We start from the raw sequence: 26,248 nt of genomic DNA on the forward strand, positions 1-26,248 counted from the left end.
CCGAAGTCACTTGTATAGTCAGACTGACTGGTGAGCAGCATGGGAGGCGGCCTTGGTCTATGTGCTGGGCGGATGGCAGAGTGACTTCGCGGCCAATTGGAGCCGTCAGGGCCGCGACATGGCGGACGCCTTTGGCGAGGCCGTGGGCGAAGGCCTGGCCGCGACGCAGCTGGATCCCGAAGAGATCCAGACCGGCCATGTCGGAAATTTCGCCGGCGAACTGTTCGCGGGGCAGGGTCTGCTGGGCGGCATGTTCGGCCAGGTGCATCCGGCCTTTGACGGCCTGCCGACCGCTCGCCACGAGGCCGCCTGCGCCTCGGGCAGTGTCGCCATCCTGGCGGCCACCGCCGAGATCGAGGCCGGTCGCTATGATCTGGCCTGCGTGGTCGGCATCGAGCAGATGCGCAATGTCCCCGGCCAGAAGGCCGCCGAGAACCTGGGCAGCGCCGCCTGGGCGGGGCACGAGTTCCAGGACGCCCGCTTTCTTTGGCCCCGCGCCTTCTCCGATCTCGCCGAGGAATATGACCGCCGCTACGGCCTGAAGTACGAGCACCTGATGGCGATCTCGGAGATCAATTTCGCCAACGGGCGCCGCAACCCCAATGCCCAGACCCGCGACTGGCGGTTCGGGCCCGAGGCCTTTACCGAGAACGACGAGACCAATCCCGTGGTCGAGGGCCGCACCCGCAAGCAGGACTGCGGCCAGGTCACGGACGGCACGGCGGTGGTGTTCCTGGCCTCGGCCGAACGCGCCAGGGCCTATGCCGACAAGCGCGGGATCGCGCTGGAGAGCCTCCCGCAGATCAAGGGCTGGGGCCATCGCTCGGCCCCGATCAGCTATGCCCGCAAGATCGAGAACAGCCGCAATGAGCCCTACGTCTTTCCGCAGGTTCGGCGCGCCATCCTCGACGCCCGCGCCCGGGCCGGGATCGCGCCGGACGTTTCGGGGGTCGACGCGGTCGAGACTCATGACTGCTTCACCGCCACCGAATACATGGCCATCGACCATCTGGGCCTGACCGCGCCCGGCGAGAGCTGGAAGGCCATCGAGGCCGGCGATATCGCCATGGGCGGCAGGCTGCCGATCAATCCGTCCGGCGGCTTGATCGGGGCGGGCCACCCTGTCGGCGCGACCGGCGTGCGCATGACCCTGGACGCCTTCAAGCAGGTGACCGGCGCGGCCGGCGACTCCCAGGTCGAGGGCGCCAGGACGGTGCAGACTCTGAACATCGGCGGATCCACGACGACGACCGTGAGTTTCGTGGTGGGGACCTAGCCCTCAAGTCCTCCCCCTGACGGGGGAGGTGTCGCCGCAGACGACGGAGGGGGAAGTACTGCGACGCATTGCGGTCTTCCCCCGCCGACCTTCGGTCGCCTCTCCCTTCAGGGGGAGGATCTTTTTCGCCGCACCAACCGTATCTGGACGACAACTTTCGGACCCTTCATGACCCCCATCCTCCAGCTCCTCGCCATAAACGCCGCCGTCTCGGCCGCCGCCTTTTTCGGGCTGTGGCTGATCGGTCTGAAGCTGAAGGATGTCAGCTTCATCGACAGCTGGTGGGGCCTTGGCATGGGCCTGATCGCCCTGACCTCGTGGCTGCAGATGGGACCCACGCCGCACGGCAACCTGCTGCTGATCCTGTGCGGGATCTGGGCGCTGCGGCTGGGCGGCTACCTGCTGTGGCGCTGGCGCAAGAACGGACCGGACCGCCGCTATGTGACGATGATGGCCCTGGCGGAGAGCGAGCGGCAATGGAGCTTCGCCAAGGCGTCCCTGCTGCTGGTCTTCGCCCTGCAATACGGCCTGCAGTTCGTGATCGCCCTGCCGGTGCAGTTGGGCCACGGCTCGGCCGCGCCGCTCGGCGCTCTGGCCTTTGTCGGCGCCGCCATTGCGGTGGTCGGGATCGCCTTCGAGACCATCGGCGACGCCCAGCTGACCGCCTTCAAGGCCAAGCCGGAAAACGCCGGCAAGGTCATGGACAAGGGCCTGTGGCGCTATACCCGCCACCCCAACTATTTCGGCGACGCCTGCGTCTGGTGGGGTCTGTATCTGATCGCCGCCGGGACAGGCCTGGGCGCCTGGACCCTGCCGGCCCCGGTTCTGATGACCTTCCTGCTGACCAAGTGGAGCGGCGTGCCGACGGTTGAGGGCCGGATGCGTCGCAAGCGCCCGGACTATGAGGCCTATGTGCAGCGGACCTCGGGCTTCGTGCCGTGGTTTCCGAAGAAGGTTGAAACCGCAAAATAGCTTTGTCATCCCGGCCGCAGCGAAGCGGCGCGCCGGGACCCAGGGGCAAATGCAGTGCAGTGGCCCTGGGTCCCGGATAGCCTCTGCGAGGCTTCCGGGATGACAGGATTTCTTAGGCGCGCAACATCGCCCGCCCGGCCCAGACGCTATGCGTCCCGCTGCTCAGCTTGTGCGGCAGAGCGATCCGGCAAACGACTTCGAAGCGCTTGGCGTCGACGAGCACGCACTCCGACGTTCCCCGGTTCTCGTCGATGATGAAGCTGACCAGATAGCCGTCGTCTTCCGAGGTCGCCCCGATGCGCGGCGCGAACGGCGCTTCGCTGGCGTAGCGGCCCTCGGGCAGCTGGATCGACCAGCTCTCGCCGGTTTCCAGGTCGTGCTTGACGAAGCCGTTGAACAGGAACCAGCCCGGCTTGGCGGTGGTCGAATAGGCATAGCGATAGGGCTTGCCGGCATATTGCTGGTTGAACATCCCGAACTCGAGAATGCGTTCGTCCAGATGGCCTTCGGTGGTCTCGCCGGTCTTCAGGTTGAAGCGCCAGCGGTGCAGCTTGGGCCGGAAGCTGTGCTCGTCCAGATAGGCCATCAGGTGACCGTGGCCATCGGGGGCGTCTTCCAGCGGGCGCGGGGTCGGGTTTTCCTGGAAGTAGCCGTCCAGCACGATCTCGTCGCCGTCCTCATAGGCATTGAGCCAGTGCAGGACATAGGTCGGCGCGGCCTCGAACCACTGCACCGGCCCGCCATGGCGCGGCACGATCCCGAACCGCGAGGGCACGCCCTTGTGCAGGCGCACGGCGTGGATGTCGCGCTCCAGCAGGTTCTGGTCCCAGAACACCGGCAGGTCGTTGAGGATCGAATAGTTCTTGGTGAAGGCCATGTCGTGCGGCAGACGCGGACCCGGCAGGTCGATGGCCTGATAGGTGGTGCGCTTGCCCGAGGCGTCGACCACGCCATAGTGCATGTAAGGCGCGGTCTTGGAGTAGTTGAAGAACAACAGCTCGCCGGTGGCCTCGTCGACCTTGGGGTGGGCCGAGACGCCGTCCAGCGGCGCCCAGGCGGCGACGCCGAGGTTTTCCAGGGTCAGGGGATCCAGCCGATAGGCCTCGCCGCACTGGTAGAAGGTGGCGATGGCCTCGCCGCCATGGACGACGATGTCGGTGCTGGCGGTGTCCTTCAGACCGCCATGCGCGCCAAAGCCCGGGCGCTTGGAGGTGCCCGGTCCGTCGGCGAGGCCGCCCCACAGGCTTTCACCGACCTCCTGCTCGGCCTCGAAGCCGCGCGTGCGGATGAAGCGGTTGCGGTAGGTCGCCTGGCCGTCCTTGAACTCGATCTGGTGGACCATGCCGTCGCCGTCGAACGGGTGATAGCGGCCCAGCGGCGCGTGCACGGGGTTTTCGGTGTTGCGCAGATAGACGCCGTCGATGTCGGTCGGGATCGCGCCCTCCAGCACCTCCAGGTCCCAGGCATTGACCTCCTCGTGCTGCGGCGTCCAGGCCCCTGTCATATAGGGGTGGTTGGTGTGACCCAGCGAGGTGACAACGGGCGGCAGGCGTTCGATCTTCATGGCAGACCCCATCAGAGATAGGTCAGCTTACCGCCAGTCAGTCTTGTTGTGCAAGTCAGTGTGGATCAGCGCGGCGCGCTGACCCGCCAGATCACATTGCCCACATCGTCAGCCAGCAGCAGCGCGCCGGTCTTGTCGATATTGACCCCCACCGGGCGGCCCTGGGCTTCACCCTTGGCATTGAGGAAGCCGGTCAGGAAGTCCTCGGGCGGGCCGGCCGGCTTGCCGTTCTGGAAGGGAATGAACACCACCTTGTAGCCGGACTGCGGCTTGCGGTTCCACGAGCCGTGCTGGCCGATGAACACGCCGCCGCGATAGCGCTCGGGGAAGGTCGCGCCCTCATAGAAGGTCAGGCCCAGCGAGGCGGTGTGCGCGCCCAAGGCGTAGTCGGGCTTGATCGCCTTGGCGACGAGGTCAGGCCGGGGCGGCTTGACGCGGGTGTCGACCGTCTGGCCGTAATAGCTGTAGGGCCAGCCATAGAAGCCGCCGTCCTGCACCGAGGTCATGTAGTCGGGGACCAGATCATTGCCGATCTCGTCGCGCTCGTTGACGGCGGTCCACAGCTGACCGGTGACCGGGTTCCAGCCGACGCCGACAGGATTGCGGATACCCGAGGCATAGACCCGGCTGGCGCCGGTGGCGATATCGACCTCAAGAATACCCGCGCGGCGCTCCTCGGCCGCCATGCCGTTCTCGCCGACATTGCTGTTGGAGCCGACGCCCGCATAGAGCTTGGTTCCGTCCGGGCTGGCGATCAGGCTCTTGGTCCAGTGGTGGTTGATCGGGCCGGCGGGCAGGTCGGCGATCTTGCGCGCCTGAGCGGCGATGCTGGTCGCGCCCGCCACATAGGGGAAGGCGACCACGGCGTCGGTATTGGCCACATAGAGCGTCTCGCCGACCAGGGCCATGCCGAACGGCGAGTTCAGGCCGGTCAGGAAGGGCGTCTTGACCTCGGCCACGCCGTCGCCGTCGGCGTCGCGCAGCAGGGTGATGCGGTTGGCGCTGGGCGTCTTGGCCCCGGCCTTGCCCATGATCTGCTTTTCGGCCCAGGCCCGGATGTCGAAGCCCTTCTTCTTTTCCTTGGGCGGGCCGTTGGTTTCCGCCACCAGCACGTCGCCGTTGGGCAGCACCAGCATCCAGCGCGGATGATCAAGGCCAGAGGCGAAGGCCTGCACCCGGAAACCCTGGGCGGCGATCGGCGTCGCGCCATTGGCCCAGCGGTTGACGGGCGAGACCTTCACCGTCGGCAACAGCGTCTTGGTCGGCGCGGGCAGGGCCGGATCGGGACCATAGCCGGTCGCGGCGTTCTGGGACTCGCTCTGGCTACAGGCGGCGAGCGCCGTCAGGGCGAGGACCGTAAGGGCTGCTGGGTGACGAAGACGCGACATGGAATTCTCCCTGAGACCTCATGGTAACGCCTCAAAGCGTTCCGCGTTCTTTGGCGGACGGGTCCTGCCCAGAGGCTAGACTATTGTTGCGACACGTCGAGCTTCCCCAGGGTCAGTCGGCCCTCAGCACAGGGGCGGGACGTCGCGACAGCGCCTGGGCCGCAGCCAGCAGGCCGCCGACCGCCGACAGACCCGCCGCTCCGGCCAGCAGGGCCATCACCCCGGCCCAGTCGATGCTCCATTGCGCCTTGAACACCAGCACGACCACCGGCCAGGCGGCGGCCAGGCCCAGCAGCACGCCCGCCGCGCCGGCGATCAGGCCGACCGCGCCGTATTCGACGACATAGGCCGACAGGATCTGGCTGCGCGTGCCGCCCAGCACTTTCAGCGTCGCCGCCTCGCGCGCCCGGGCGCGGGCCCCTGCGGCGATGGCTCCGGCCAGGACCAGCAGTCCGGCCAGCCCCGCGACCGCCGCTGCGCCTCTGATCGCCAGGGCCAGACGGTCGAACAGGCCGGCGGCGGCTTCCAGCTGCTCGCGCACGCTGATGACATTGACCGCCGGGAAGCTCTTGCCCAGGGCGCGGGTCAGGCGGGCCTCGGCGGGGCGGTCCATCTTGGCGATGGCGATATTGCGCAGCACCGCGCCTTCCAGACTTTTCGGGTCCAGGATGATCGAGAAGTTCGGGCCAAAGCCGCCGAACTCGACCTTGCGCAGCACCGCGACCTTGGCCTCGAGATCACGGCCCAGAACCGACAGGGTGATGGTGTCGCCGGCCTTCAGGCCCGCGCCCTGCGCCAGTTCGACCTCCATGGCCACCTGCGGCGGGCCCGTATAGCCGGCCGGCCACCAGCGGCCTTCGACGATGCCGGCGTCCTTCGGCTCGGCGTCGAGAACCGACAGGTTCACGTCGCTGTCGAAGGCCCAGCGCTCGGACGCCTTGATGGCCTGCAGGTCGATGGGCTTGCCCTTGAGCGCGATGATGCGGCCGGTGGCGAAGGGGATGCGCAGATAGCTTTCGCCGTCCAGCGGTCCGGCGGCGCGGAACACCTCCGCGTCAAAGGCTGCGACCTCGTCGCCGGGGATCTCGGTGAACACCATGGCCGGGGCGCTTTTGGGGGCCACTTCTCGCACCTGGGCCAGCAGGGCCGACTGGATCAGCACCACGCAGGCCAGCAGGGCGACGCCCAGGCCGATGGCCGGGGTCGCGGTGCGGGCGGCCGAGCGGGGGCCGGCCAGATTGGCCAGGCCGATACGGATCGGGCCGCGCGCCAGACCCCGGACCTTGCCGGCCAGCCAGGCGGCCAGCAGGCCCAGCGCCCAGAGGGCGACGAAGGCCACGGCGACGCCGGCGATCATGATCCCGGCGGCGATGGGGGTGGGGGCGGTGGTGACGGCCAGGGCGGCGAGGCCCAGGCCGCTCACGGCTGCGCCGATCGTCTCCAGTCCGAACGGCGCGCGCACGCCCAGGGCGCGGCGAAACAGGGCCGAGGGCGGGGTGGCGCGGGCGCGGGCCAGCGGGATTAGCGAAAAGGCCGCCGCCGCCAGCAGGCCAAAGGCGCCGGCCTTGACCAGGGGCAGGGGATAGACCGCGAAAAGGGCCGGGATCGGCAGGGCGCTGCCGGCGATCTGGCCCAGGATCAGCGGCACGATGGCGCCGATCACCAGACCGATTAGCACGCCCAGGGCGGCCAGCAGTCCGATCTGGATCAGATAGGTGTTTCGGATCAGGGCCCCATCCGCGCCCAGCGCCTTGAGCACGGCGATGGAGGGCTCGCGCGTCGCCAGATAGGCCGAGACCGCCCCCGCCACGCCCAGGCCGCCGGCGACCAGCGAGGCCAGGCCGATGAAGCCGAGGAAGTATTCCAGCTGGTCGATCAACTTGCGCGCCCCGGGCGCGGCGTTGGAGCGGTCGCGCACGCCAAGGCCGGCCTCGCCGAAGGTCTTTTCCAGCTGCTTGCCGGCGACGACCGGATCGACGCCGTCGCGCACCGCGATGCGGGCGGCCTGGTCAGACGGCAGGCCCGGCGCCAGCAGGCCCGTCGGGTCCAGCAGGTCGCGACGCACCACCACGCGCGGGCCCAGCACGAAGCCGCGCGCCACGCTGTCGGGTTGGCGGATCATCACGGCGCGAACCACCAGGGTCAGGGGACCGGCCTCGAATGTGTCGCCGATCTTCAGGCCCAGACGATCCAGCAGGGCCGGTTCGACTGCCGCGCCCGGCAGGCCGTCGCGCGTGGCAAGAGCCTGCGCCAGGCTAGCCGCGCCCTCCAGCTCGACCTTGCTGGCCAGGGGATAGGCGGCGTCGGCGCCGCGCAGGTCGACCAGCCGGCGTTCCCCTGATGGCGCTTGAGCCATCACCCGCACGCGGGCGGTGTAGGACACCGTGCCCAGCCGCGCGAAGGCCGCGCGCTCCTGTGGGGTGAAGTCGCGGTTCTCGACCGAGGTCGAGATATCGCCGCCCAGGATTTCCCGCGCCTGCGAGGCCAGGCCCTGGCGGAAGGCCTCGGCCGTGGAGCCGGCCGCCGCGATGGCGGCGACGCCCAGGGCCAGACAGGCCAGGAAAATGCCAAAGCCCCGGACGCCGGAGCGCAGCTCGCGGGCGGCGAGGCGGAAGGAAAGAGCGCTCACGCAGCGGCCTCGCCAGCCTTGGGGACGACCTTGCCGTCGGCCATGCGGACGATGCGGTCGGCGCGCTGGGCCAGCACCGGGTCATGGGTGACCATCACCAGGGCCGCGCCGCACTCGGCCAGCAGGTCGAACATCAGGTCGACCACCGAGCCGGCGTTGCGGCTGTCGAGATTGCCGGTGGGCTCATCGGCGAACAGCAGGATCGGTCGCGCCGCCAGGGCCCGGGCCAGGGCCACGCGCTGCTGCTCGCCGCCCGACAGCTGGTGCGGATAGTGGGTCAGGCGCGAGGACAGCCCCACCTTGGCCAACCAGTCGCGGGCGGTGGGCAGGGCGTTGGGCGCCCGGGCGATCTCCAGCGGCGCGGAGACGTTTTCCTCGGCGGTCATGTTGGGCAGCAGGTGGAAGCTCTGGAACACCAGTGCCGCGCGGCCACGGCGCAGGCGGGCGCGGCCGTCCTCGTCCAGCTTGGCCAGGTCCTGACCAAACAGGCTGACGGTTCCCGAGGTCGGGCGTTCAAGCCCGGCGGCCACCGAAATCAGCGACGACTTGCCCGAGCCGGATGGCCCGATGATCGCCACGCGCTCACCCGCCGCCACATGCAGGTCGACGCCGCGCAGGATATTCACAGGCCCCGCCGTAGAGGGCAGGGTCAGGGTCACCGACGAAAGGGCGAGCGGCGCGACATCGGCGGTCATGAAGTTTCCTTGTTTCGTGCGTTAAATTTGCGAACCCCAACCCCACATAGGGACTCATGACGATCTTCACACGGCCTGCCCCCACCCGACGCGGGACCATTTTTGGATTTGGCGCGATGTTCGCCGTTTCGACCGGTGCGACGGCGGCGGAGAAGCCTCCGATCGTCACCGTTCTGGGCGACTCGATCACCGCCGGCCTGGGCCTGCCCGCGCGCGACGCCTTGCCGGCGCAACTGCAGAGCGCCCTTGACCGGATGGGCGTGCGGGCGGCGGTGCGCGGGGCAGGCGTCTCGGGCGACACCAGCGGCGGCGGCCTGGCGCGGGTCGATTTCAGCGTCGGCGCCGACACCGCCGTGTGCGTGGTGGCCCTGGGCGGCAACGACCTGTTGCAGGGCGCAGACCCCTCGCGGACCAAGGCCAACCTGAAACGCATCATCGAAAAGCTGAAGGCCCGCCGCATCCGCGTGGTGCTGGCCGGCGTGCGGGCTCCGCCGTTGATCGGGGCGTCCTATGCGCGCGACTTCACCGGCCTCTATCCGGCCCTGGCGCGCGAGACCGGCGTGGTCTTCCATCCGGACTTCGTCACCGGCGTGGTCGGGGCCCAGCGCCTGATGCAGCGCGACGGCATCCATCCCAATGCTGCGGGCGCGCGGGTGATCGCCGAGCGGCTGGCCCCGACGGTGGCGACCGCGCTGCGAACCACGATCTAGGTTCACAGCGCGGATCGTCCCTAGAGCGAAACGCGCGATACAAGAATCGCGCACTTCGCTCTAGCTTTTTGTTTTCGCATCGTTTTTGCGGAAAACCGGTATCCACTTTTCCGCACGATGCTCTAGCCGTCGACCAGGGTGGACTTGTTCGCCGGCGGATGGGCCGTGTGAGCGCTGCTGCCGAACACGCGATGCGTCAGCCGTTCGGCGCGCACCTTCAGACCGTCCATCAGGATGAAGACGACGGGAACATAGAGCAGCGACAGCAGGGTCGAGGTGATCAGGCCGCCGATCACCGCAATGGCCATGGGCGCGCGGAACTCGACATCGGCGCCGAAGCCGACCGCCACCGGCAGCATGCCCACGCCCATGGCGACCGTCGTCATGATGATCGGCCGGGCGCGCTTGTGCGCCGCATCGATGATCGCCTCGCGCTTGGTCATGCCGTTCTGCATGGCCATGATCGCGTACTCGACCAGCAGGATCGAGTTCTTGGCCGCGATACCCATCAGCATCAGAATGCCGATCAGGGTCGAGATCGAGAAGCTCGACTTGGCCAGAACCAGCAGCGCGAAGGCGCCGCCGATGGCCAGCGGCAAGGCGACCATGATGGTGATCGGGTGGGCGAAGCTGCGGAACAGCAGCACCAGCACGACGTACATCAGCAAGATGCCGGTGATCAGGGCGGCGGCGAAGCCGGTGACCATCTCCTGGATGAACTCGGCGTCGCCGGCGGCCACTTCCTGGATGCCGCTCGGCAGGTTCTTGACCGAGGACAGGGCGTGGACCCGTTTGCTGGCCTCGCCCACCACGATGCCGTCGAGTTCGGCGGTTATGGTGGCGACTCGCGAGCGGTCCTGACGGCTGATCTGCGACGGACCTGCGCCGAAGCGCACGTCGGCCACGGCGTTCAGCGGCACGGGGCCGCCGGCGCTGGGCACCTGCAGGGTCTGCAGGATAGCCATGTCCTCGCGGGCGTCCTGGGTCAGGCGCAGGCGGATCGGCACCTGCCGATCGCCGAGATTATACTTGGGCAGGTTCTGGTCGATGTCGCCGATGGTGGCCACGCGCACCGCCTGCGAGATCACGCCGGCCGAGACGCCGGCGCGGGCGGCCTGGTCGGGGCGCGGTGTGACGACAATCTCGGGCCGGGCAATGGCCGCCGTATTGACCACATGGGCCAATCCCGGAACGTTGCGCATCTCGGCCTCGACCTTGCGGGCGGCGGCGTCCAGCGCCGGCCCGTTGTCGCCCACGAGGCTGAGCCTGAAGCTGGTGCCGTCGCTGGGACCACCGCCGCTGTTGGAGCCTGCGCCAATTCGGGCGCCCGGAATGGCGGCGAACTGGTCGACCATCAGGCGGCTGAACTCCTGCTGGTCCATGCGCTCGCCCTTGGGCACCAGATCGGCGTTCAGGGTGGCGGTATTGACCGCATTATTGCCGCCGATGGAGGCATAGACACCGCGAACCTCGGGACGGGCCCGGAGTTCGCGGGTCATGCGCTGCACGATGGCGTCTGTCTCGTCCAGGGTCGCGCCCGGCGGCAGCTGGACCGAGAACGGCGCGCGGCCACGGTCGGCGGCCGGCTGGAACTCGAAGGGCAGGGCCTTCGCCAGGAAGTACGAGGCCAAAATCATCGGGATGCCCATCGCCAGGACCTTCCAGCGATTGTTCAGGCCCCAGGTCAGGCTCTTGAGGTAAGGCGCCATCCAGAACGGGTCGGCATCCTCGTGCTTGCCGTTGGCCTTGAGCATGTAGGCGCCCATCAGCGGCGTCAGCAGGCGAGCCACGACCAGCGAGAACAGCACCGAGACGCAGGCGGCCAGGGCGAAGGCCTTGAAGAACTGGCCGATGATGCCCGGCATGAAGCCGACCGGGGCGAACACCGCCACAATGGTGAAGGTCGTGGCAACGACCGCCAGGCCGATCTCGTCGGCCGCCTCCATGGCCGCCGCATAGGGCGTCTTGCCGCCCCGCATGTGGCGGACCATGTTCTCGATCTCGACGATGGCGTCATCCACCAGGATGCCGACGGTCAAGGACAGGGCCAGCAGGGTGATGCTGTTGAGCGACTGGTTCAGCGGCGCCATCAGGGCGAAGGTCGGCAGCAGCGACATCGGGATGGCGACGGCCGCCAGGAAGGTCGCCCGCCAGTCGCGCAGAAACAGCAGCACCACCAGAACGGCCAGCACGGCGCCGAGGATCAGCGCCTCCATCGAGGCCAGATAGCTGTCCTCGATGTATTTTACCTCTGAGGTAATCTCGTCGATCTCGACTTCCGGATGGGCCATGTCGAGCTTCTCGACGGCCTTGCGGACCTTCTGTGCGGTCTGGACCTCGCTGGCGCCGCGTGAGCGGACCATGTTGAAGGTCACGACCTCCTGGCCGTCATAGCGGGCGCGCGAGCGAGGCTCGGCCCAGCGGTCCTCGACTGTGCCCAGGTCGCCCAGGCGCACGGTGCCGCCCGCCGACAGGGGGATGCGGGTCTCGCGCAGCTGGTCGATCGAGCCGGCCGCGCCCAGGGTGCGGATGGCGCGCTCGGAGCCCGAAATGGTCACCCGGCCGCCAGGCAGGTCGGCATTGCTGGACACCAGGGCCTGGCTGACCTGGGCGGCGGTGACGCCGCGTGCGGCCAGGCGGTCGGGATCCAGGGCCACCTGGATCTCGCGATCAACGCCGCCGCGGCGATTGACCTCGCCGACGCCCTTGAGGGCCAGCAGGGTGCGGCTGACCTCGTTGTCGACGAACCAGCTGCGCTGTTCCGGTGTCAGGGTCGGAGCCTTGACCACATAGGTGATCAGCGGATCGCCGGAGATGTCGATCCGGGTGACGTTGGGCTCCTGCATGTCCTGGGGCAGGTCGCCCCGCAGGCCGGACATGGCGTTGCGAACATCGTTGGTGACCTGCTCGTGATCGACGCCCAGTTCGAACTCGATGAAGGTCGAGGACACCCCGTCGGTGATGGTCGAGTTGATGTGGCGCACCCGGCCAAGGCCCGCGACCGAGTCCTCGATCAGGCGGGTCACCTGGGTTTCAAGTTCGCTGGGCGCAGCGCCGGGGCGCGCCGCCGTGACGACGACGAACGGCAGGTCAACGTCGGGATTGTTGTTGATCCGCATGCTGCGGAAGCCGGAAATCCCGGCGATGGTCAGCAGCAGGAACAGCAGGATGACGGGGATCGGGTTTCGGATCGCCCAGGCGGAGATGTTGTTCATCGCGTCAGGCTCCTAGCGGGCCGACTTGGCGGCGGCCGACGCCGTCGGGACAGCGCTGCCGATCCGCACAGCGTCGCCTTCGCCCAGGAAGCCGGCGCCCTCGACGACCACACGTTCGCCGGCGGTCAAGCCGGTGGCGGCAATCATGTCGGCCGTGGCGGCCACGATGGCGATGCGCCGGAAGCGGGCGTGGTTCTTGGCGTCGAGCACGAACACGCCGGGACGGTTTTCGCGATACAGCACCGAGGCGCTGGGAACCGTCAGGGCAGCCTGGTCTCCGGCCTGGATGGTGGCGCGGGCGAACATGCCGGTGCGGAAGCCGCCCATGCTGGACAGCGCCACCCGAGCGACGCCCAGGCGGGTCTGGCCATTCACCTCGGAGGTGACGATGCGCACCCGACCCGTGGTCTGGCCCACCTTGTCGGAGACGATGGTGGCGGCCATGCCCGCCTTCACCAGGGCCAGATCGGTCTCTGGGATCTCGGCGTCCAGTTCCAGGCGGCTGTCACGCACGATGCGGAAGACTTCGGCGCCGGTGCTGACGATCTGGCCCTTGGTGACGTTGCGACGGCTGATCAGGCCCGCCACCGGGGCGCGGATGGCGGTCTGGGCCAGGCGGGCGGCGGTCTCGCCGCGCGCGGCCTCGGCCGAGGCCACCTGGGCGTTGGCGGTCTGCTGCCTGGCCAGGCTGGTGTCCAGCGAGGCTTGCGACAGATAGCCCTTGGCCTGCAGCTCGCGCGAGCGGCGCAGGGAGGCTTCGGCCTCGGCCAGGGTGGCCCTGGCGCTGGCGACGCCGGCGTCCTGCTGGCGCATCTGGGCCGAAAGCAGGGTGTCGTTGAGCTTGACCAGGATCTGGCCGGCCTGGACGGTGTCGCCTTCCTCGGCATTGACCGAGATAGCCGTCAGACCACCCGTCTCGGCGCCGACGACGACCTCTTCCCAAGGCGAGATGGTGCCGGTGGCGTTGATCTGGCGAGGCACGGATTGCGAGACGACGGTGGCGATGCTGACCGTCTGGGTCGCGGTCGCTCCAGCCGGGGGCGCGGCCTTCTTGGGCTTCTTGTCGTCGCCGCAGCCGGCAAGCGTCAGGGCGCCCAGGCTCAGGACGACAACCAGCGCGCTCGAACGCATGACGCGCCCCTTGATCCCGTAAACCACGATCGTCCCCGATGTCCCAGAAAGCCTTCAGGGCCTTCTAGCCGACAAAGCGTGGGTCGCTGAGTTAAATGATCGTAAGACGATATGGAGGCGCGGCTTAGAGCGTTGGCGCGGCGCCCGACTGGGCCGTCAGGGCGCGATTGAACCCTTCACGGTCGCTCATCCGCGTCCAATAGGCGGCGACGGCGGGCGGAAAATCGTCTGAAAGACCCAGGGATGTGGCCAGCAGCAGGGCGTAGGCGATCGAGATATCCGCGCCCGTGAAGCGGTCGCCGGCGGCGAAGGCGTGGTCTTTCAGGATCAGGTCCAGCCCCTTCAGTCGCGACAGGAACCAGCGGGCATAGTCGGCGGCGACCTGGGGGTTGCGGCGTTCCTCGGGTTCAAGGCGCGAATAGCGCAGCACCAGGGTTTGGGGAAAGGTCAGGGTGGCCTCGCCAAAATGCAGGCCGTTCAGATAGGCGCCATAACCGGGCTCCTGGGGCCCCACCGAGAGGTGTCCCTCACCATGGCGCATCGACAGATATTCGATCATCGCTGCGGACTCGGTCATCCGGGTGTCGCCGTCGATCAGCAGCGGGATGGTGCCCAGCGGGTTTTCGTCCAGGAACTCGCGCGCCAGGAACCTCGGCGGGAAGGGCAGGAGCTTGAGGTCGTACTCAAGCCCCAGCTCTTCCAGCGCCCACAGCGGCCGGAACGAGCGGGCGTCCCGGCAGTGGTAGAGGGTGATCATAGGGGCCTAGAGCCGCTCGACGATGGTCACATTGGCCAGGCCGCCCCCTTCGCACATGGTCTGCAGACCATAGCGGCCGCCCGAGGCGCGCAGGGCGTGGACCAGGGTGGTCATCAGCTTGGCCCCCGAGCCGCCCAGGGGGTGGCCCAGGGCGATGGCGCCGCCATTGACGTTCAGCTTGGCCGGATCGGCGCCCAGCACCTGCAGCCAGGCGGTCGGCACCGAGGCGAAGGCTTCGTTGACCTCGTAGAGGTCGATGTCGTCGATCTTCATGCCGGCCCGTTTCAGGGCCTTTTCGGTGGCCGGGATCGGCGCTTCCAGCATGATCACCGGGTCATGGCCGATAACGGTCATGTGGTGGATGCGGGCCAGCGGCTCGACACCCAAGGCTTTTAGTCCCCGCTCATTGACCACCAGCAGGCCGGCCGCGCCGTCGCAGATCTGGCTGGAGGTGGCGGCGGTCAGGCGGCCGTTTTCCTGCAGCAGCTTGACGCCGCCGATAGACTCCAGGGTGGCCTCATAGCGGATGCCTTCGTCGGTGGTGTGCTGCTCGATCGCACCATCCGCGAGGGCAATTTCCAGCGGCACGATCTCGGCGGCGAACTTGCCGGCCTTGGTGGCGGCGATGGCGCGCTGGTGGCTGGACAGGGCGAAGGCGTCGAGGGCCTCGCGGCTCAGGTCATACTTGCGGGCGATCATCTCTGCGCCGGCGAACTGGCTGAACTGGATGTCAGGATACCGTTCCTGAATGCGCGGGCTCATATAGGTCCCGAAGCCGTTCTTGTAGGGCAGGGCCGAGGACAGACCCATCGGCACGCGGGTCATGCTTTCCACGCCGGCGGCGATCACCACGTCCATGGCTCCCGACATCACGGTGGCGGCGGCAAAATGCAGGGCCTGTTGCGACGAGCCGCACTGGCGATCCACCGAGGTGGCCGGCACGCTTTCGGGCAGGCGCGAGGCCAGCACCGCATTGCGCGCGATATTGATGCCCTGCTCGCCCACCTGGCCCACGCAGCCCAGGATCACGTCCTCGATCAGGGCCGGGTCGATGCCGCTGCGGTCGACAAGGGCATCCAGCACCGCGCCGGCCAGGTCGGCCGGATGCCAGCCGGCCAGTCGCCCGCCCTTGCGGCCGCCGGCGGTACGTGCGGCGGCGACGATATAGGCTTCGCCCATTGTGTTTCTCCCTGTTTTGCGGGAGCGGACCAGAAATCCAGGGGCTTGTCTTCCGTGACGCGGCGTCAGTCGGCGAGGGGGCGACGCATCCTGTTGATCCCGCCGACCAGCAGGGCCGCCAGGGTCAGGAAACTGAACAGGCTGCCGGCTATGAAATAGGTCCGCCCCCAGACCTTGGCGTCAACCAGCACAGCGAAATGCAGCAGGGCGCCCAGGCCGTGAAAGGCGCTGGCCCACATTGGCCACCAGCGGTCCGACCTCAGGGCGATGGCCAGCAGCACGGCCAGCAGGACCAGGTCGATCAGCATCACGCCGATCTGCAGGCCCCAGAGCTGCATGCCGTTCTGGACCAGGCCGCTGCCCAGCCAGGCCGCGACCATGGCGATCGCCGCCGTCCGCTCGGGCCAGCCGCCGCGCCAGATCGCCGGCGCGGCGGCCACGGCCAGACAGACGATTCCCAGCCATTGATACAGCGAATGAAAGATCATCCGCCGCAGGGTGACGGGGTTGATGTCAATTGCAACCGTCGTCACCGCGCCTTGGTCAGGCCGCCCTGGTCTCCACCGCCGTCAGGCTCAGGCGGCCTTCGGGCGAAGGCGGCTTGTCCCCGGCATTGCCGAACGACACGGCGGCCAGGCCGATATCGCGCTGAGCGACCGACAGGCGCCTGTGGGTGTCGACGATATTGCCGCGCGCCAAGCCCAGGGCCTGCATGGTTTCGATGGCGGCCATCAGGGCGTCCTGGCCGACCAAGGCCGAGATGTTGGCGTCCTGGCGGCTGGCGGGCATCAGACCGGCCAGGGCGGCGGTGCTGGCAATGGCGGCGTCGATGGCCTTTTCGGCGGCGAACAGGGCTTCGGCCACAGTCTCGGCGGCCAGGCGGCGTTGCTTGAGCATGAGTGATCTCCTCACGCCGACGGGGTCGGCGCGTTGCAAAGGGATGAAGACGTGTTGGCTTTGAGCCCGGGCCGGAGGGCGCGGGTCTTAGGGCGCGATGGCTTGCAGGGCGTGCAGCCCCGCCAGGATCGAACCGAACGCGAAGGCGGTCACGATCATCACGGCGCCGATGAAGGTCAGGCGCTTGAGCGGTGTTAGCGCATTGGGCCCTCCTCCAAGTCCGGGGAGTAGCAGTCCGGGTGTTCCGGCGTGTCCCGGAAGGTCTCGTCCATCACCGCGCTGGCGATGCACAGGATCTCGCGCAGCACCATTTCCGCCGGCTTGAACGGCGCCTGCTTGCGGGTCGCCGTCACCAGGTCGCGGGCCATGGCCGCGCTGTTCGGGGTCGCCGACAGGCTGGAAAGCTGCCGCTCCAGCTGCCCCCAGGTGAACGGCGGGGTCTGGTCGGGAGGCGTGTTCAGCGCGGGCCAGCTCTGCTGGAAGCGCCGTATGTCCTCGTGCAGATGGGCCACCCGGCCGATCGCATCCTTCTGGTGTGGGTTCAACTCGGTCACTGAACGCTCCTTCCTCAATACGGTCAGCTGACCGCGAGGAGAGAGCGTCGCCTAGCCGCGACGGATAGGACCCCGATCCGATCGGAGGGGGGGTATCGGGGGTGGGCGGCGCGATCCGGTCGCTGGCCAGGCGCGCGGCGGCGTAGCGGTCGGGCGCGCCCAGGCGCTTGCGGGCCTTGTCCAGATGCCAGTCCACGGTGTGCTTGGAGAGGCCCAGTTCGCGGGCGATCTCCTTGGAGCTCATGTGGCGATCAACAAGGCGCAGGCATTCGCGCTCACGCTCGGTGAGCCGATCAAGGCCGATGGCGGCTTCGCCCGGATGGATCGCCCCCTTGTCCATCCTTTGATCTAAGGCGTTGCCGCAGCTCGGAGCAAGCCGCCGTCGCTATCGGGCGACGACATCGTCCGTTTCGAGATCGGTTGAGGCTTTATCGAGACAGCTGCAACGGCTCACGCCTCGCGGCGCGCGGCTTCCGACTCGGTGGACGGCGAGGCGGCGCGGATCAGTTCCAGCACGTCGACAATGATCAGCCGCATGGCGGTGGAGGCCCTGTCGGCGTCGCGGGCGATGATCGCCTCGGCCACATCCTCGTGCGACGGGATGCTGGCGGTGCGGCCCTTGATGCGATTGGTGAACCGGATCGAGATGCGCAGGGCGGTGTTCACCAGCTCGTGCAACTCGCGATAGAACGGGTTCTTGGTCGCGTTGAGGATCGAGATGTGAAAGGCGATGTCGGCCGAAAGGGCGTCGTCCTCGCCCTCGGCGGCGGCCTTCATCCGGCGCAGGCCCTTGCGGATCTCTTCCAGCCCAGCCTCGTCGGCGTTGCGGGCGGCCAGTGCGGCGGCGGAGGGCTCGATGCCCAGGCGCATCTCGGTGAATTCGGCCAGCAGGCGCAGGGAGAACTTGCGTTCCAGCAGCCAGCGCAGGACGTCGGGGTCCAGCAGGTTCCAGTCCGCCTCCGGCTCGACGACGGTGCCGTGGCGCGGACGGGCGCTGAGCAGGCCCTTGGCGGTCAGCATCTTGACCGCCTCGCGGGTGACCGTGCGGCTGGCTCCGAACTGCTTGGCGAGTTCGCCTTCGGTGGGGAAGCCGACGGTGGCATATTCGCCCGTGACAATAGCCTGACCCAGCGCCTCGACCAGACCGTAGGTCAAACTGAGGCCAGGCTGGGTACGCATCGGCTAGTCGTCTTTCCTGCTGGTCGGCGCGATCTGAATCGGTCCTGTTTAGCGTGGTTCGTTCAGGCCCGGAACAAGGGGTGCGTCACACGAATACACGGCTCTCCCGCAGTTGTCTGACCAATCTTGCATCGTTCTTTGGCTGCAATGCAGGAGCGATGCTGTGTTGGCGGGGCGCCTTAGGTCTGGCTGTTCCAGGCCGCGACCAGGGCGGTGGCTTTCTGGCCGACCTCCTGGGCCGAATAGCCGGGTCGATAGAGCTCGCCGCCCACGCCGATGCCGGCCACGCCTGCGGTCAGCCACGGTTCCAGATTGGCCGCCCCCACGCCGCCGACGGCATAGACCAGGATGTCCTTGGGCAGTACGTCCTTGACCGCCTTGATGTGGCTGGGACCAAAGCTGCTGGCCGGATAGAGCTTCAGCGCCCTGGCGCCCGCCTTTACGGCCGCGAAGGCCTCGGACGGCGTGGCGAAGCCGGGCATGGCGGTCAGGCCCAGCGCCACGGCGCGGGCAATGACCTCGGGATCGGTATTGGGCGTGACGATCAGCTTGCCGCCGACCGCCGCCACATCATCCACGGCCTGGGGTGTCAGCACGGTGCCGGCGCCGCACAGGGCGACATCGCCATAGGCTTCACAAAGCCGGCGAATGCTCTCCAGCGGATCGGGCGAGTTCAGGGGCACCTCGATGGCGCGGATGCCGGCCTCGACCAGGGCCTTAGCGATGGCCACGACCTCGTCGGGCTTCACGCCGCGCAGGATCGCCACGATGGGCGGGGGAGCGGTGACCGTTTCAGGCGAGGACATGGGACTCGTTGCTCTTGGAGGAGGACAAGGCGGAGAGGCCGGCCAGCACGGCGGCGTCGCCATTGACGGCCACGGTATGGCCGCCCTGGGCGGCAATGGCCTGGCCGTAGAACTCATTCAGGGTCGGGGCGCCGACCAGAGTCACCTGCCCCAGCGCGCCGAACCACTGGCGGGCGGCGGCCGCGTCGGCGCCGATCAGCAGGCCCGACAGGAAGCCCATGGCGTCGGCGGCGGGCAGATTGTCCAGCAGTTGGCGCGCGCGGGTCTCGAACAGCAGGTGCGGCAGCAGGGCGGGGCCCTTTTCGACGATGCGCGCCAGACCCATGGCGAAGCCCGCGTCCGAGCCCTGCACATCGGCGGCGACGCCGGCCGCCAGGGTCGAGTGCTGGCGCAGCAGGGCGAAGGCCTCGCCGACCGGGGCGGTGAGAAAGCCGGTGATCGCGCCGTCCTCGACCACGGTCCACTTGCTGTGGGTGCCGGGCAGGACCAGCAGATGGCGACCGGTCTTCAGGGCGGGATCCAGTTCCAGGGCGCCCAGGATCTGGGTCTCCTCGCCGCGCATCACGTCGGGACCGCCCAGCGGATTGACGCACGACAGGCCCGGGATGATCGACACCGGCAGGCCGTCGGCCTCGATCTTCAGCACCCGTTCGCGCAGGTCATTGGCCGTGGCCGGGCAGGGAGCATAGGGGGCTTCCACCCAGCCGATGCGCGAGCCGACCATGCCGCACAGGATCGCGCCGGAGGGCCGGGCCTCGCGCCAGTCGCCGACCAGATCGAGAAAGGTCTGTTCCGGCGATGTCGTCAGGGCGCTGACGCCTGGGCCATCCCGGCGATCCAGCACGCTCTTGCCCTGACGCAGATACAGGCGAAGCCGCGAGGTGCCCCAGTCGCCGAAGATCGAGATCGACGGGTCCATCAGTGGCTTTCGCGGGTGACGACCGAGCCGGAGGCGCCGACCAGGAAGTCCAGATCGCAGCCTTTGTCGGCCTGAAGAACGTGGTCGATATAGAGCTTGGCGTAGCCGCGCGTCGCCACCGGCGGTGGCGGGTTGGCGCGCCAGACGGCCAGTCGGGCCTCTATCTCGGCGTCCGAGATCTGCAGGTTCAGGCTGCGGCTGGGGCCGTCGAACACGATCTCGTCGCCGTTGCGGACAATCGCCAGGGGGCCGCCGGCATTGGCCTCGGGCGAGACGTGCAGGATGACGGCGCCGAAGGCCGTGCCGCTCATCCGGGCGTCGCTGATGCGAACCATGTCCTTGACGCCCTTTTCCAGAAGCTTGGTCGGCAGCGGCATGTTGCCCACTTCCGGCATGCCCGGATAGCCTTTGGGACCACAGCCCTTGAGGACCAGGATCGAGGTCTCGTCGACCTCCAGATCGGGGGTGTCGATGCGGGCGCGGAAGTCCTCGATGGACTCGAAGACCACGGCCTTGCCGCGATGGCTCAGCAGGTGCGGGCTGGCCGCGCTGGGCTTCATCACCGCGCCGCCGGGGGCCAGGTTGCCGCGTAGCACCCAGATACCGCTGTCGGCCTTCACCGGCGCGTCGAGCGGGCGGATCACCTCGGCGTTCCAGACCTCCGCCTTCTCGTACTGGGCGCCGATGGGGGCGCCGGTGACCGTGGGGGCGGTCGGGTCGAGGAAGGGCTCCAGCGCCTTCATCACCGCAGGCAGGCCGCCGGCATAGTGCAGGTCTTCCATCAGGAAGCGGCCCGAGGGCTGCAGGTCGACCAGCAACGGCACGTCGCGCGACAGCACGTCAAAGTCTTCCAGGGTCAGGTCCACGCCCAGCCGTCCGGCCAGGGCCAGCAGGTGCACCACGGCGTTGGTCGAGCCGCCGATGGCGGCATGGACCCGCAGGGCGTTCTCGAACGACGCGCGGGTGACCACCTGCGACATGGTTCGGCCGTCATGGACCATGCGGACGATGGTCCGGCCGGTCTCATGCGACATGGCCCGGCGACGGGCGTCTACGGCGGGAATGGTGGCGTTGTAGGGCAGGCTCATGCCCATGGCTTCGACGATCGAGGCCATGGTCGAGGCGGTGCCCATGGTCATGCAGGTGCCAGGGGACCGGCTCATGCCGCTCTCGGCCGACATGAAGTCGGGCAGGGTCATTTCACCGGCGCGGACCGCCTCGGAGAACTTCCAGACGTCGGTGCCCGAACCGATGTCCTTGCCGCGGAACTTGCCGTTCAGCATCGGGCCCGACGAAACGACGATGGTCGGCAGGTCAACGCTAGCCGCGCCCATCATCTGGCCCGGCGTGGTCTTGTCGCAGCCGCCCAGCAGCACGACGCCGTCGATCGGATTGCCGCGGATCGACTCCTCGACATCCATGGCCAGCAGGTTGCGAAACAGCATGGCCGTCGGCCGCATCTGGGTCTCGCCGAGCGAGATGGCGGGGAACTCCAGCGGCAGGCCGCCGGCTTCCCAGACGCCGCGCTTCACGTGCTCGGCGATGTCGCGCAGGCCGGCGTTGCAGGGGGTGATCTCGGACCAGGTGTTGCAGATGCCGATCACCGGACGGCCGTCGAACACGTCGTCAGGCAGGCCCTGGCTCTTCATCCAGCTGCGATGGATGAAGCCATCGCGATCCAGCTTGCCGTAGGATCCGCTGCTGCGCAGGCGCTTGCCCGCGTTACCGTCACTCATAACCATCCCTATCGCCGGTTGGATCCGGCACTCGAACGCCTCTTGCGCTCATTTATAATATTATTTGGACCATCGCAAACCGCCGCTGAAAATACCCGATTGGTCTTCTTGCTCCGCCGCGTGGGGTGAGCCCTCATGCGGCGGGGTTCTCAGGGGGCAGTCGGATGAATCAGCGCGCGCCGCGTCGGGTCGTCATTGTTGGCGGCGGCACAGCGGGCTGGATGGCCGCCGCCGCCCTGTCCCGGCTGCTGAAGGGCTCATACGGCCCCATCACCCTGATCGAGTCCGAGCAGATCGGCACGGTCGGAGTGGGCGAGGCGACCGTGCCGCCGATCCGCCTGTTCAACCACCTGCTGGGCATCGACGATACACGCGCTCGACCGCCGATGCGGCGGGTCGTCTGCCGGCATGAAAAATCACATCGCCAAGGTGATCGAACGTTTGCCGACCCACGCGGCGTTCATCGCTGAACATTGCTGCGCCCCGCGTTGAGACGTCGATTCTGGTGAATCCCGCTTTAACGGCGGCCCAAGACTCTCCGGCCTGTCTGGACAATTCGCGAGTCTAACTAGACTCATCCGGGCCTGTCAGGGAGGGTTTATCGACCCATTAATGTTAATGAATATCTAGATGTGTTAAGCATGCGACGTTATGTCTTCAACCAAATAGAAAGACTGCTGTTGGATACTAATCGTCGGGCGAAATGCCCGCCGGTAGTCAAAACGACACCGGAGACCTCCTAGAAGGAATCTTCGTAATGGCGCTGAACAGCATCAACACGAACCAGGGCGCTCTTATCGCTCTGCAAAACCTGAACTCCACGAACATGGAGACCCAACAGGTCCAGCAACGCATCTCCACCGGCAAGAAGGTGGCGAGCGCGAAGGACAACGGGGCCATCTGGGCGACCGCCAAGAATCAATCGGCGACCGCGTCCTCGATGAACTCGGTGAAGGATTCGCTGCAGCGTGGTCAGTCGACCATCGACGTGGCCCTGGCCGCCGGCGACACCATCACCGACCTGCTGGGCAAGATGAAGGAAAAGGCCCTGGCCGCTTCCGACACCTCGCTCAACACCTCCAGCTTCAACGCTCTGAAGGCCGACTTTGAATCCCTGCGCGATCAGGTGACCAAGGCCGCCACGAACGCCAAGTTCAATGGCGTCAGCATCGCCGACGGCACCACCGCCAAGCTGACCTTCCTGGCCAACTCGGACGGTTCGGGCTTTACGGTCAACGCCAAGACCCTGACCCTGGCCGGCATCGGTCTCACGACCGGTTCGACCTTCACCACGGCCGCCGCGGCCAAGACCATGATCGGCACGGTCACGGACGCGCTGGGCACGGCGACCAACAAGTTGGCTTCGCTGGGCACCAGCTCGACTGGCCTGGACACCCACCTGACCTTCGTCGGCAAGCTGCAAGACAGCCTCGACGCCGGCGTGGGCAACCTGGTTGACGCCGATCTGGCCAAGGAAAGCGCTCGCCTGCAATCGCTGCAGACCAAGCAGCAGCTGGGCATCCAGGCGCTGTCGATCGCGAACTCCTCGAGCTCGTCGATCCTGAGCCTGTTCCGCTAAACCAAGACGACGGCCGGAGCGGCGGGACGCGTCTTGTCCCGTACGCGCCAACGGCTGCGACCTGAGAGGGGGCGGACTTCGTGTCCGCCCCTTTTTTCATGGGCGACGCCGGGATCATGAGCCGAAGGCTGGGTCTTCGAACACCGACGCATAGCCTGACGCAGATTGCTGCTGAAGCGATGGGGGAGGGTCCCGCTCTCGCGCCGCCCTTGTCGAGCAAAAGCCCAAACGGCGAGGGTTTCAGCAGGGCCTTGCCGCGATGGGGCGCCGCAAAGCGGGCTTGCCCATTCTCGCCTGACAACGTTATCAAAAGCGACTTGTCGGACGAGGAAAGGACGAGGGTTTCCGCCTGGGCGTCGGCGCCGCCTACAGCCGTGGCCAGGATCGCCCCGGCCAGCAGGACGTATTGGGCAACCCTCATTGTTTCCTGCCACGACATCACTGTCATCGATCTATCGCGACAATCAGTCCGTGCATGAAGCCGCGTAGGGTTTGAGATACCGGTAACATTCGGCGCGTGACGCAAAAAAAGAGAAGCGGGAGCATGAACACCAGGACCCTTATCGTCGCGCTGATGGCGACCACCCTTCTGACCGGCGTGGCGCTCGCCCAGCCTGTCTTCGCCCCGACCGACAAGGCGACGGCTCATCCTGCCCGGTGGCCGGCCGCCAAAAGCCAGGGGCTGGTCGACGCCCAGACCGAGGCCTTTGTCGACGGCCTGCTGGCGAAGATGACGCTGGAGGAAAAGGTCGGCCAGATGATCCAGGCCGACACCTCGGCCATCAAGCCCGAGGATCTCAAGACCTATCCGCTGGGCTCGATCCTGGCGGGCGGCAGCTCGCCGCCGCTGGGCGCGCCCGACCGCTCGGCCAAGGAGCCGTGGGTGGCCACGGTCCGTGCCTTCCGCGAGGCCGCCGCCACGCGCGGCGGAACCAACATCCCGCTGATGTTCGGCATCGACGCCGTGCACGGCAATGGCAATGTCGTGGGCGCCACCCTGTTCCCGCACAATATCGGCCTGGGCGCGACCCGGGATGCCGAGATGATCCGCCGGATCGGCGTGGCTACGGCGCGGGAGACAGCGGTGTCAGGATTTGACTGGGCCTTCGGACCCACCCTGACCGTGCCGCGCGACGACCGTTGGGGCCGGACCTATGAGGGCTATTCCGAGGACCCTGAAATCGTCCGGCAGTATGCCGACCAGATGATCCTGGGCCTGCAGGGCGCGGTCAGCGAAGGCCAGGTGCTGCAGAAGGGCCACGTGGCCGCCAGCGCCAAGCACTTCCTGGCCGACGGCGGTACCGAGAAGGGCGTCGACCAGGGTGACGCGAAGATCTCGGAAAGCGAGCTGATCGCCGTCCACGCCCAGGGCTATGTGCCGGCCATCAATGCCGGCGCCATGACCGTGATGGCCTCGTTCAACAGCTGGAACGGGATCAAGATGCACGGCAACAAGACCCTGCTGACCGATGTGCTGAAGGGCCAGATGGGCTTCGACGGCTTCGTGATCGGCGACTGGAACGGTCATGGCCAGGTGGCCGGCTGCGTCCCGACCAACTGCCCCCAGGCCGCCAATGCGGGCCTGGACATGTACATGGCCCCCGACAGCTGGAAGGCCCTGTTCGACAACACCCTGGCCCAGGTCAAGTCGGGCGAGATCTCGCAGGCCCGGGTCGACGACGCCGTGCGCCGCATCCTGCGGGTCAAGGCCAGGCTAGGCCTCTTCAAGACCGCCCGCCCGTGGGAAGACCGCGACGGCGTGATGGGCAACGCCGAGCACCGCGCCCTGGCCCGCGAGGCGGTGCGCAAGTCGCTGGTGCTGCTGAAGAACAATGGTGTCCTGCCGATCAAGTCGAGCGCCAATGTGCTGGTCGCAGGCTCGGGCGCCGACGACATCGGTCGTCAGTCGGGCGGCTGGACCCTGTCGTGGCAGGGCACCGACAACAAGAACAGTGACTTCCCGGGCGCCCAGTCGATCTGGTCGGGCCTGAAGGAGGCGGTCGAGGCCGGCGGCGGCAAGGCCACGCTGAATGTCGACGGCAGGTTCGACAGCAAGCCCGATGTGGCCGTGGTGGTGTTTGGCGAGACGCCCTATGCCGAGGGCGTGGGCGATCTGAAGACCCTGGAATACCAGGCCGGCGACAAGACCGACCTGGCCCTTCTCAAGCGCCTGAAGGCCGCCGGCGTCCCGGTGGTGGCGGTGTTCCTGACCGGCCGCCCGCTGTGGGTAAACCCGGAGCTGAACGCCTCGGACGCCTTTGTCAGCGCCTGGCTGCCGGGCTCTGAAGGCGGCGGGATCGCCGATGTGATCGTGGGTGATGCGGCCGGCAAGCCGCGCGCCGACTTCCACGGCAAGCTGTCGTTCAGCTGGCCCAAGAGCGCCGCCCAGACCTCGCTCAATCGCGGCGACAAACGCTACGACCCGCTGTTCGCCTATGGCTTTGGCCTGACCTATCGCGACAGGGTGCGGCTGCCGAAACTGTCGGAAGTCTCGGGCGTTACGGCGGCTTCGCTGAACGTCTCCAACTACTTCGTGGCCGGCAAGACGCCCGCGCCGTTCGGCTTCAAGCTGTCGCCGACCACGGCCGTGCAGATCCGGCCGGTGGACGCCGGCGGCGTGCAGGAGGCCGGTCGCCAGATCGTGTTCTCCGGAAGCGCGCCGGCGACGGCGGCGATCACCGGTGACGGCGCGATCGACCTGACCTTCCAGACCAATGCCGAGATGGGCCTGCTGATCGACTACCGCGTCGATGCGCCGGCGTCCGCGCCGGTCAGCTTGTCGATCGGCGGGGGCAAGCTGGACATCTCGCCGGTGCTGGCCGCCGCGCCCGTGGGCGAGTGGCGCAGCCTGAAGGTTCCGCTCAAGTGCTTTGCGGCGGCGGGGACGGACGTCGCGAAAGTGGCTGAGCCGTTCGCGCTGTCGACGGCGGGCTCGCTGACGGTCACCCTGCAGGGCGTGAAGCTGACCACCGATCCGGCCGGGGCGGTGTGTCCGGCGAAGGCGCAGTAGCGACAACAACCGTTTGTCATCCCGGAAGCCTCGCAGAGGCTATCCGGGACCC

20 protein-coding genes and 2 pseudogenes are annotated in these 26,248 nt (G+C 67.8%); 6 read left to right on the plus strand and 16 right to left on the minus strand.

What is annotated here, in order from left to right; translation table 11 throughout:
- The first annotated feature begins 52 nt into the window (after positions 1-52).
- Complete coding sequence (locus tag ACW17Z_RS15425) at positions 53-1,276, plus strand: acetyl-CoA acetyltransferase (protein WP_492056635.1); 1,224 nt, start codon at positions 53-55, stop codon at positions 1,274-1,276.
- 168 nt (positions 1,277-1,444) lie between these two features.
- Positions 1,445-2,248 (plus strand): DUF1295 domain-containing protein, encoded by an 804-nt coding sequence (locus ACW17Z_RS15430; protein ID WP_492056636.1) that lies wholly within the window; start codon positions 1,445-1,447, stop codon positions 2,246-2,248.
- A 112-nt stretch (positions 2,249-2,360) separates the two neighbouring features.
- Here the strand turns inward: ACW17Z_RS15430 and ACW17Z_RS15435 are convergent, their stop codons facing one another.
- The 4 genes from ACW17Z_RS15435 to ACW17Z_RS15450 all read right to left on the minus strand — a co-directional run bounded on the left by ACW17Z_RS15435 (position 2,361) and on the right by ACW17Z_RS15450 (position 8,524).
- Complete coding sequence (locus tag ACW17Z_RS15435) at positions 2,361-3,812, minus strand: carotenoid oxygenase family protein (RefSeq protein WP_492056637.1); 1,452 nt, start codon at positions 3,810-3,812, stop codon at positions 2,361-2,363.
- A 65-nt stretch (positions 3,813-3,877) separates the two neighbouring features.
- The gene (locus tag ACW17Z_RS15440; protein ID WP_492056638.1) at positions 3,878-5,200 is read right to left on the minus strand and encodes a PQQ-dependent sugar dehydrogenase; all 1,323 of its coding nucleotides are present in this window, start codon (positions 5,198-5,200) and stop codon (positions 3,878-3,880) included.
- A 112-nt stretch (positions 5,201-5,312) separates the two neighbouring features.
- Complete coding sequence (locus tag ACW17Z_RS15445; RefSeq protein ID WP_492056639.1) at positions 5,313-7,829, minus strand: ABC transporter permease; 2,517 nt, start codon at positions 7,827-7,829, stop codon at positions 5,313-5,315.
- Complete coding sequence (locus tag ACW17Z_RS15450; RefSeq protein WP_492056640.1) at positions 7,826-8,524, minus strand: ABC transporter ATP-binding protein; 699 nt, start codon at positions 8,522-8,524, stop codon at positions 7,826-7,828. Before ACW17Z_RS15450 ends, ACW17Z_RS15445 begins: the two co-directional genes overlap by 4 nt.
- 116 nt (positions 8,525-8,640) lie before the next feature.
- Here ACW17Z_RS15450 and ACW17Z_RS15455 point away from each other — a divergent pair, with 116 nt between their 5' ends.
- Complete coding sequence (locus tag ACW17Z_RS15455) at positions 8,641-9,234, plus strand: arylesterase (RefSeq protein WP_492056641.1); 594 nt, start codon at positions 8,641-8,643, stop codon at positions 9,232-9,234.
- A gap of 122 nt (positions 9,235-9,356) precedes the next feature.
- Here ACW17Z_RS15455 and ACW17Z_RS15460 read toward each other — a convergent pair whose 3' ends face one another.
- The 12 genes and pseudogenes from ACW17Z_RS15460 to ACW17Z_RS15515 form a co-directional block, all read right to left on the minus strand.
- Positions 9,357-12,449, minus strand: a complete 3,093-nt coding sequence (locus ACW17Z_RS15460) for an efflux RND transporter permease subunit (RefSeq protein ID WP_492056642.1) — start codon at positions 12,447-12,449, stop codon at positions 9,357-9,359.
- A 12-nt stretch (positions 12,450-12,461) separates the two neighbouring features.
- Positions 12,462-13,580 carry an efflux RND transporter periplasmic adaptor subunit gene (locus tag ACW17Z_RS15465; protein WP_492056643.1) on the minus strand — a complete coding sequence of 373 codons (1,119 nt, stop codon included), beginning with the start codon at positions 13,578-13,580 and terminating at the stop codon, positions 12,462-12,464.
- A 124-nt stretch (positions 13,581-13,704) separates the two neighbouring features.
- Entirely contained in the window at positions 13,705-14,337 is a 633-nt protein-coding gene (locus tag ACW17Z_RS15470; protein ID WP_492056644.1) for a glutathione S-transferase family protein, read from the minus strand.
- 6 nt (positions 14,338-14,343) lie between these two features.
- The gene (locus ACW17Z_RS15475; protein WP_492056645.1) at positions 14,344-15,516 is read right to left on the minus strand and encodes an acetyl-CoA C-acetyltransferase; all 1,173 of its coding nucleotides are present in this window, start codon (positions 15,514-15,516) and stop codon (positions 14,344-14,346) included.
- A 65-nt stretch (positions 15,517-15,581) separates the two neighbouring features.
- Positions 15,582-16,049, minus strand: a complete 468-nt coding sequence (locus ACW17Z_RS15480) for a hypothetical protein (protein WP_492056646.1) — start codon at positions 16,047-16,049, stop codon at positions 15,582-15,584.
- A 10-nt stretch (positions 16,050-16,059) separates the two neighbouring features.
- Entirely contained in the window at positions 16,060-16,413 is a 354-nt protein-coding gene (locus tag ACW17Z_RS15485; RefSeq protein WP_419320315.1) for a hypothetical protein, read from the minus strand.
- Positions 16,414-16,607: 194 nt separating this feature from the next.
- Positions 16,608-16,967: a hypothetical protein gene (locus tag ACW17Z_RS15490; protein ID WP_492056647.1), complete on the minus strand. Its 360-nt coding sequence runs from the start codon at positions 16,965-16,967 to the stop codon at positions 16,608-16,610.
- Between the two features lie 184 nt (positions 16,968-17,151).
- Positions 17,152-17,211, minus strand: a pseudogene (locus ACW17Z_RS15495) (hypothetical protein); the annotation flags it as partial.
- A 206-nt stretch (positions 17,212-17,417) separates the two neighbouring features.
- Complete coding sequence (locus ACW17Z_RS15500; RefSeq protein WP_492056648.1) at positions 17,418-18,146, minus strand: FadR/GntR family transcriptional regulator; 729 nt, start codon at positions 18,144-18,146, stop codon at positions 17,418-17,420.
- A gap of 179 nt (positions 18,147-18,325) precedes the next feature.
- The gene (locus ACW17Z_RS15505; protein ID WP_492056649.1) at positions 18,326-18,952 is read right to left on the minus strand and encodes a 2-dehydro-3-deoxy-6-phosphogalactonate aldolase; all 627 of its coding nucleotides are present in this window, start codon (positions 18,950-18,952) and stop codon (positions 18,326-18,328) included.
- Complete coding sequence (locus tag ACW17Z_RS15510) at positions 18,939-19,871, minus strand: 2-dehydro-3-deoxygalactonokinase (protein ID WP_492056650.1); 933 nt, start codon at positions 19,869-19,871, stop codon at positions 18,939-18,941. The genes ACW17Z_RS15505 and ACW17Z_RS15510 overlap by 14 nt, the downstream gene beginning before the upstream one ends.
- Positions 19,871-21,607 (minus strand): IlvD/Edd family dehydratase, encoded by a 1,737-nt coding sequence (locus tag ACW17Z_RS15515; protein ID WP_492056651.1) that lies wholly within the window; start codon positions 21,605-21,607, stop codon positions 19,871-19,873. Before ACW17Z_RS15515 ends, ACW17Z_RS15510 begins: the two co-directional genes overlap by 1 nt.
- A gap of 164 nt (positions 21,608-21,771) precedes the next feature.
- Here ACW17Z_RS15515 and ACW17Z_RS15520 point away from each other — a divergent pair.
- From ACW17Z_RS15520 to ACW17Z_RS15530, 3 genes and pseudogenes are all read left to right on the plus strand, one after another.
- Positions 21,772-21,975, plus strand: a pseudogene (locus ACW17Z_RS15520) (tryptophan 7-halogenase); the annotation flags it as partial.
- 389 nt (positions 21,976-22,364) lie between these two features.
- Positions 22,365-23,186: a flagellin gene (locus tag ACW17Z_RS15525; RefSeq protein ID WP_419320329.1), complete on the plus strand. Its 822-nt coding sequence runs from the start codon at positions 22,365-22,367 to the stop codon at positions 23,184-23,186.
- Positions 23,187-23,730: 544 nt separating this feature from the next.
- The gene (locus ACW17Z_RS15530) at positions 23,731-26,196 is read left to right on the plus strand and encodes a glycoside hydrolase family 3 protein (RefSeq protein WP_492056652.1); all 2,466 of its coding nucleotides are present in this window, start codon (positions 23,731-23,733) and stop codon (positions 26,194-26,196) included.
- Positions 26,197-26,248 lie beyond the last annotated feature (52 nt).

The sequence above is a fragment of the Caulobacter sp. GSs2 genome (assembly GCF_058680895.1).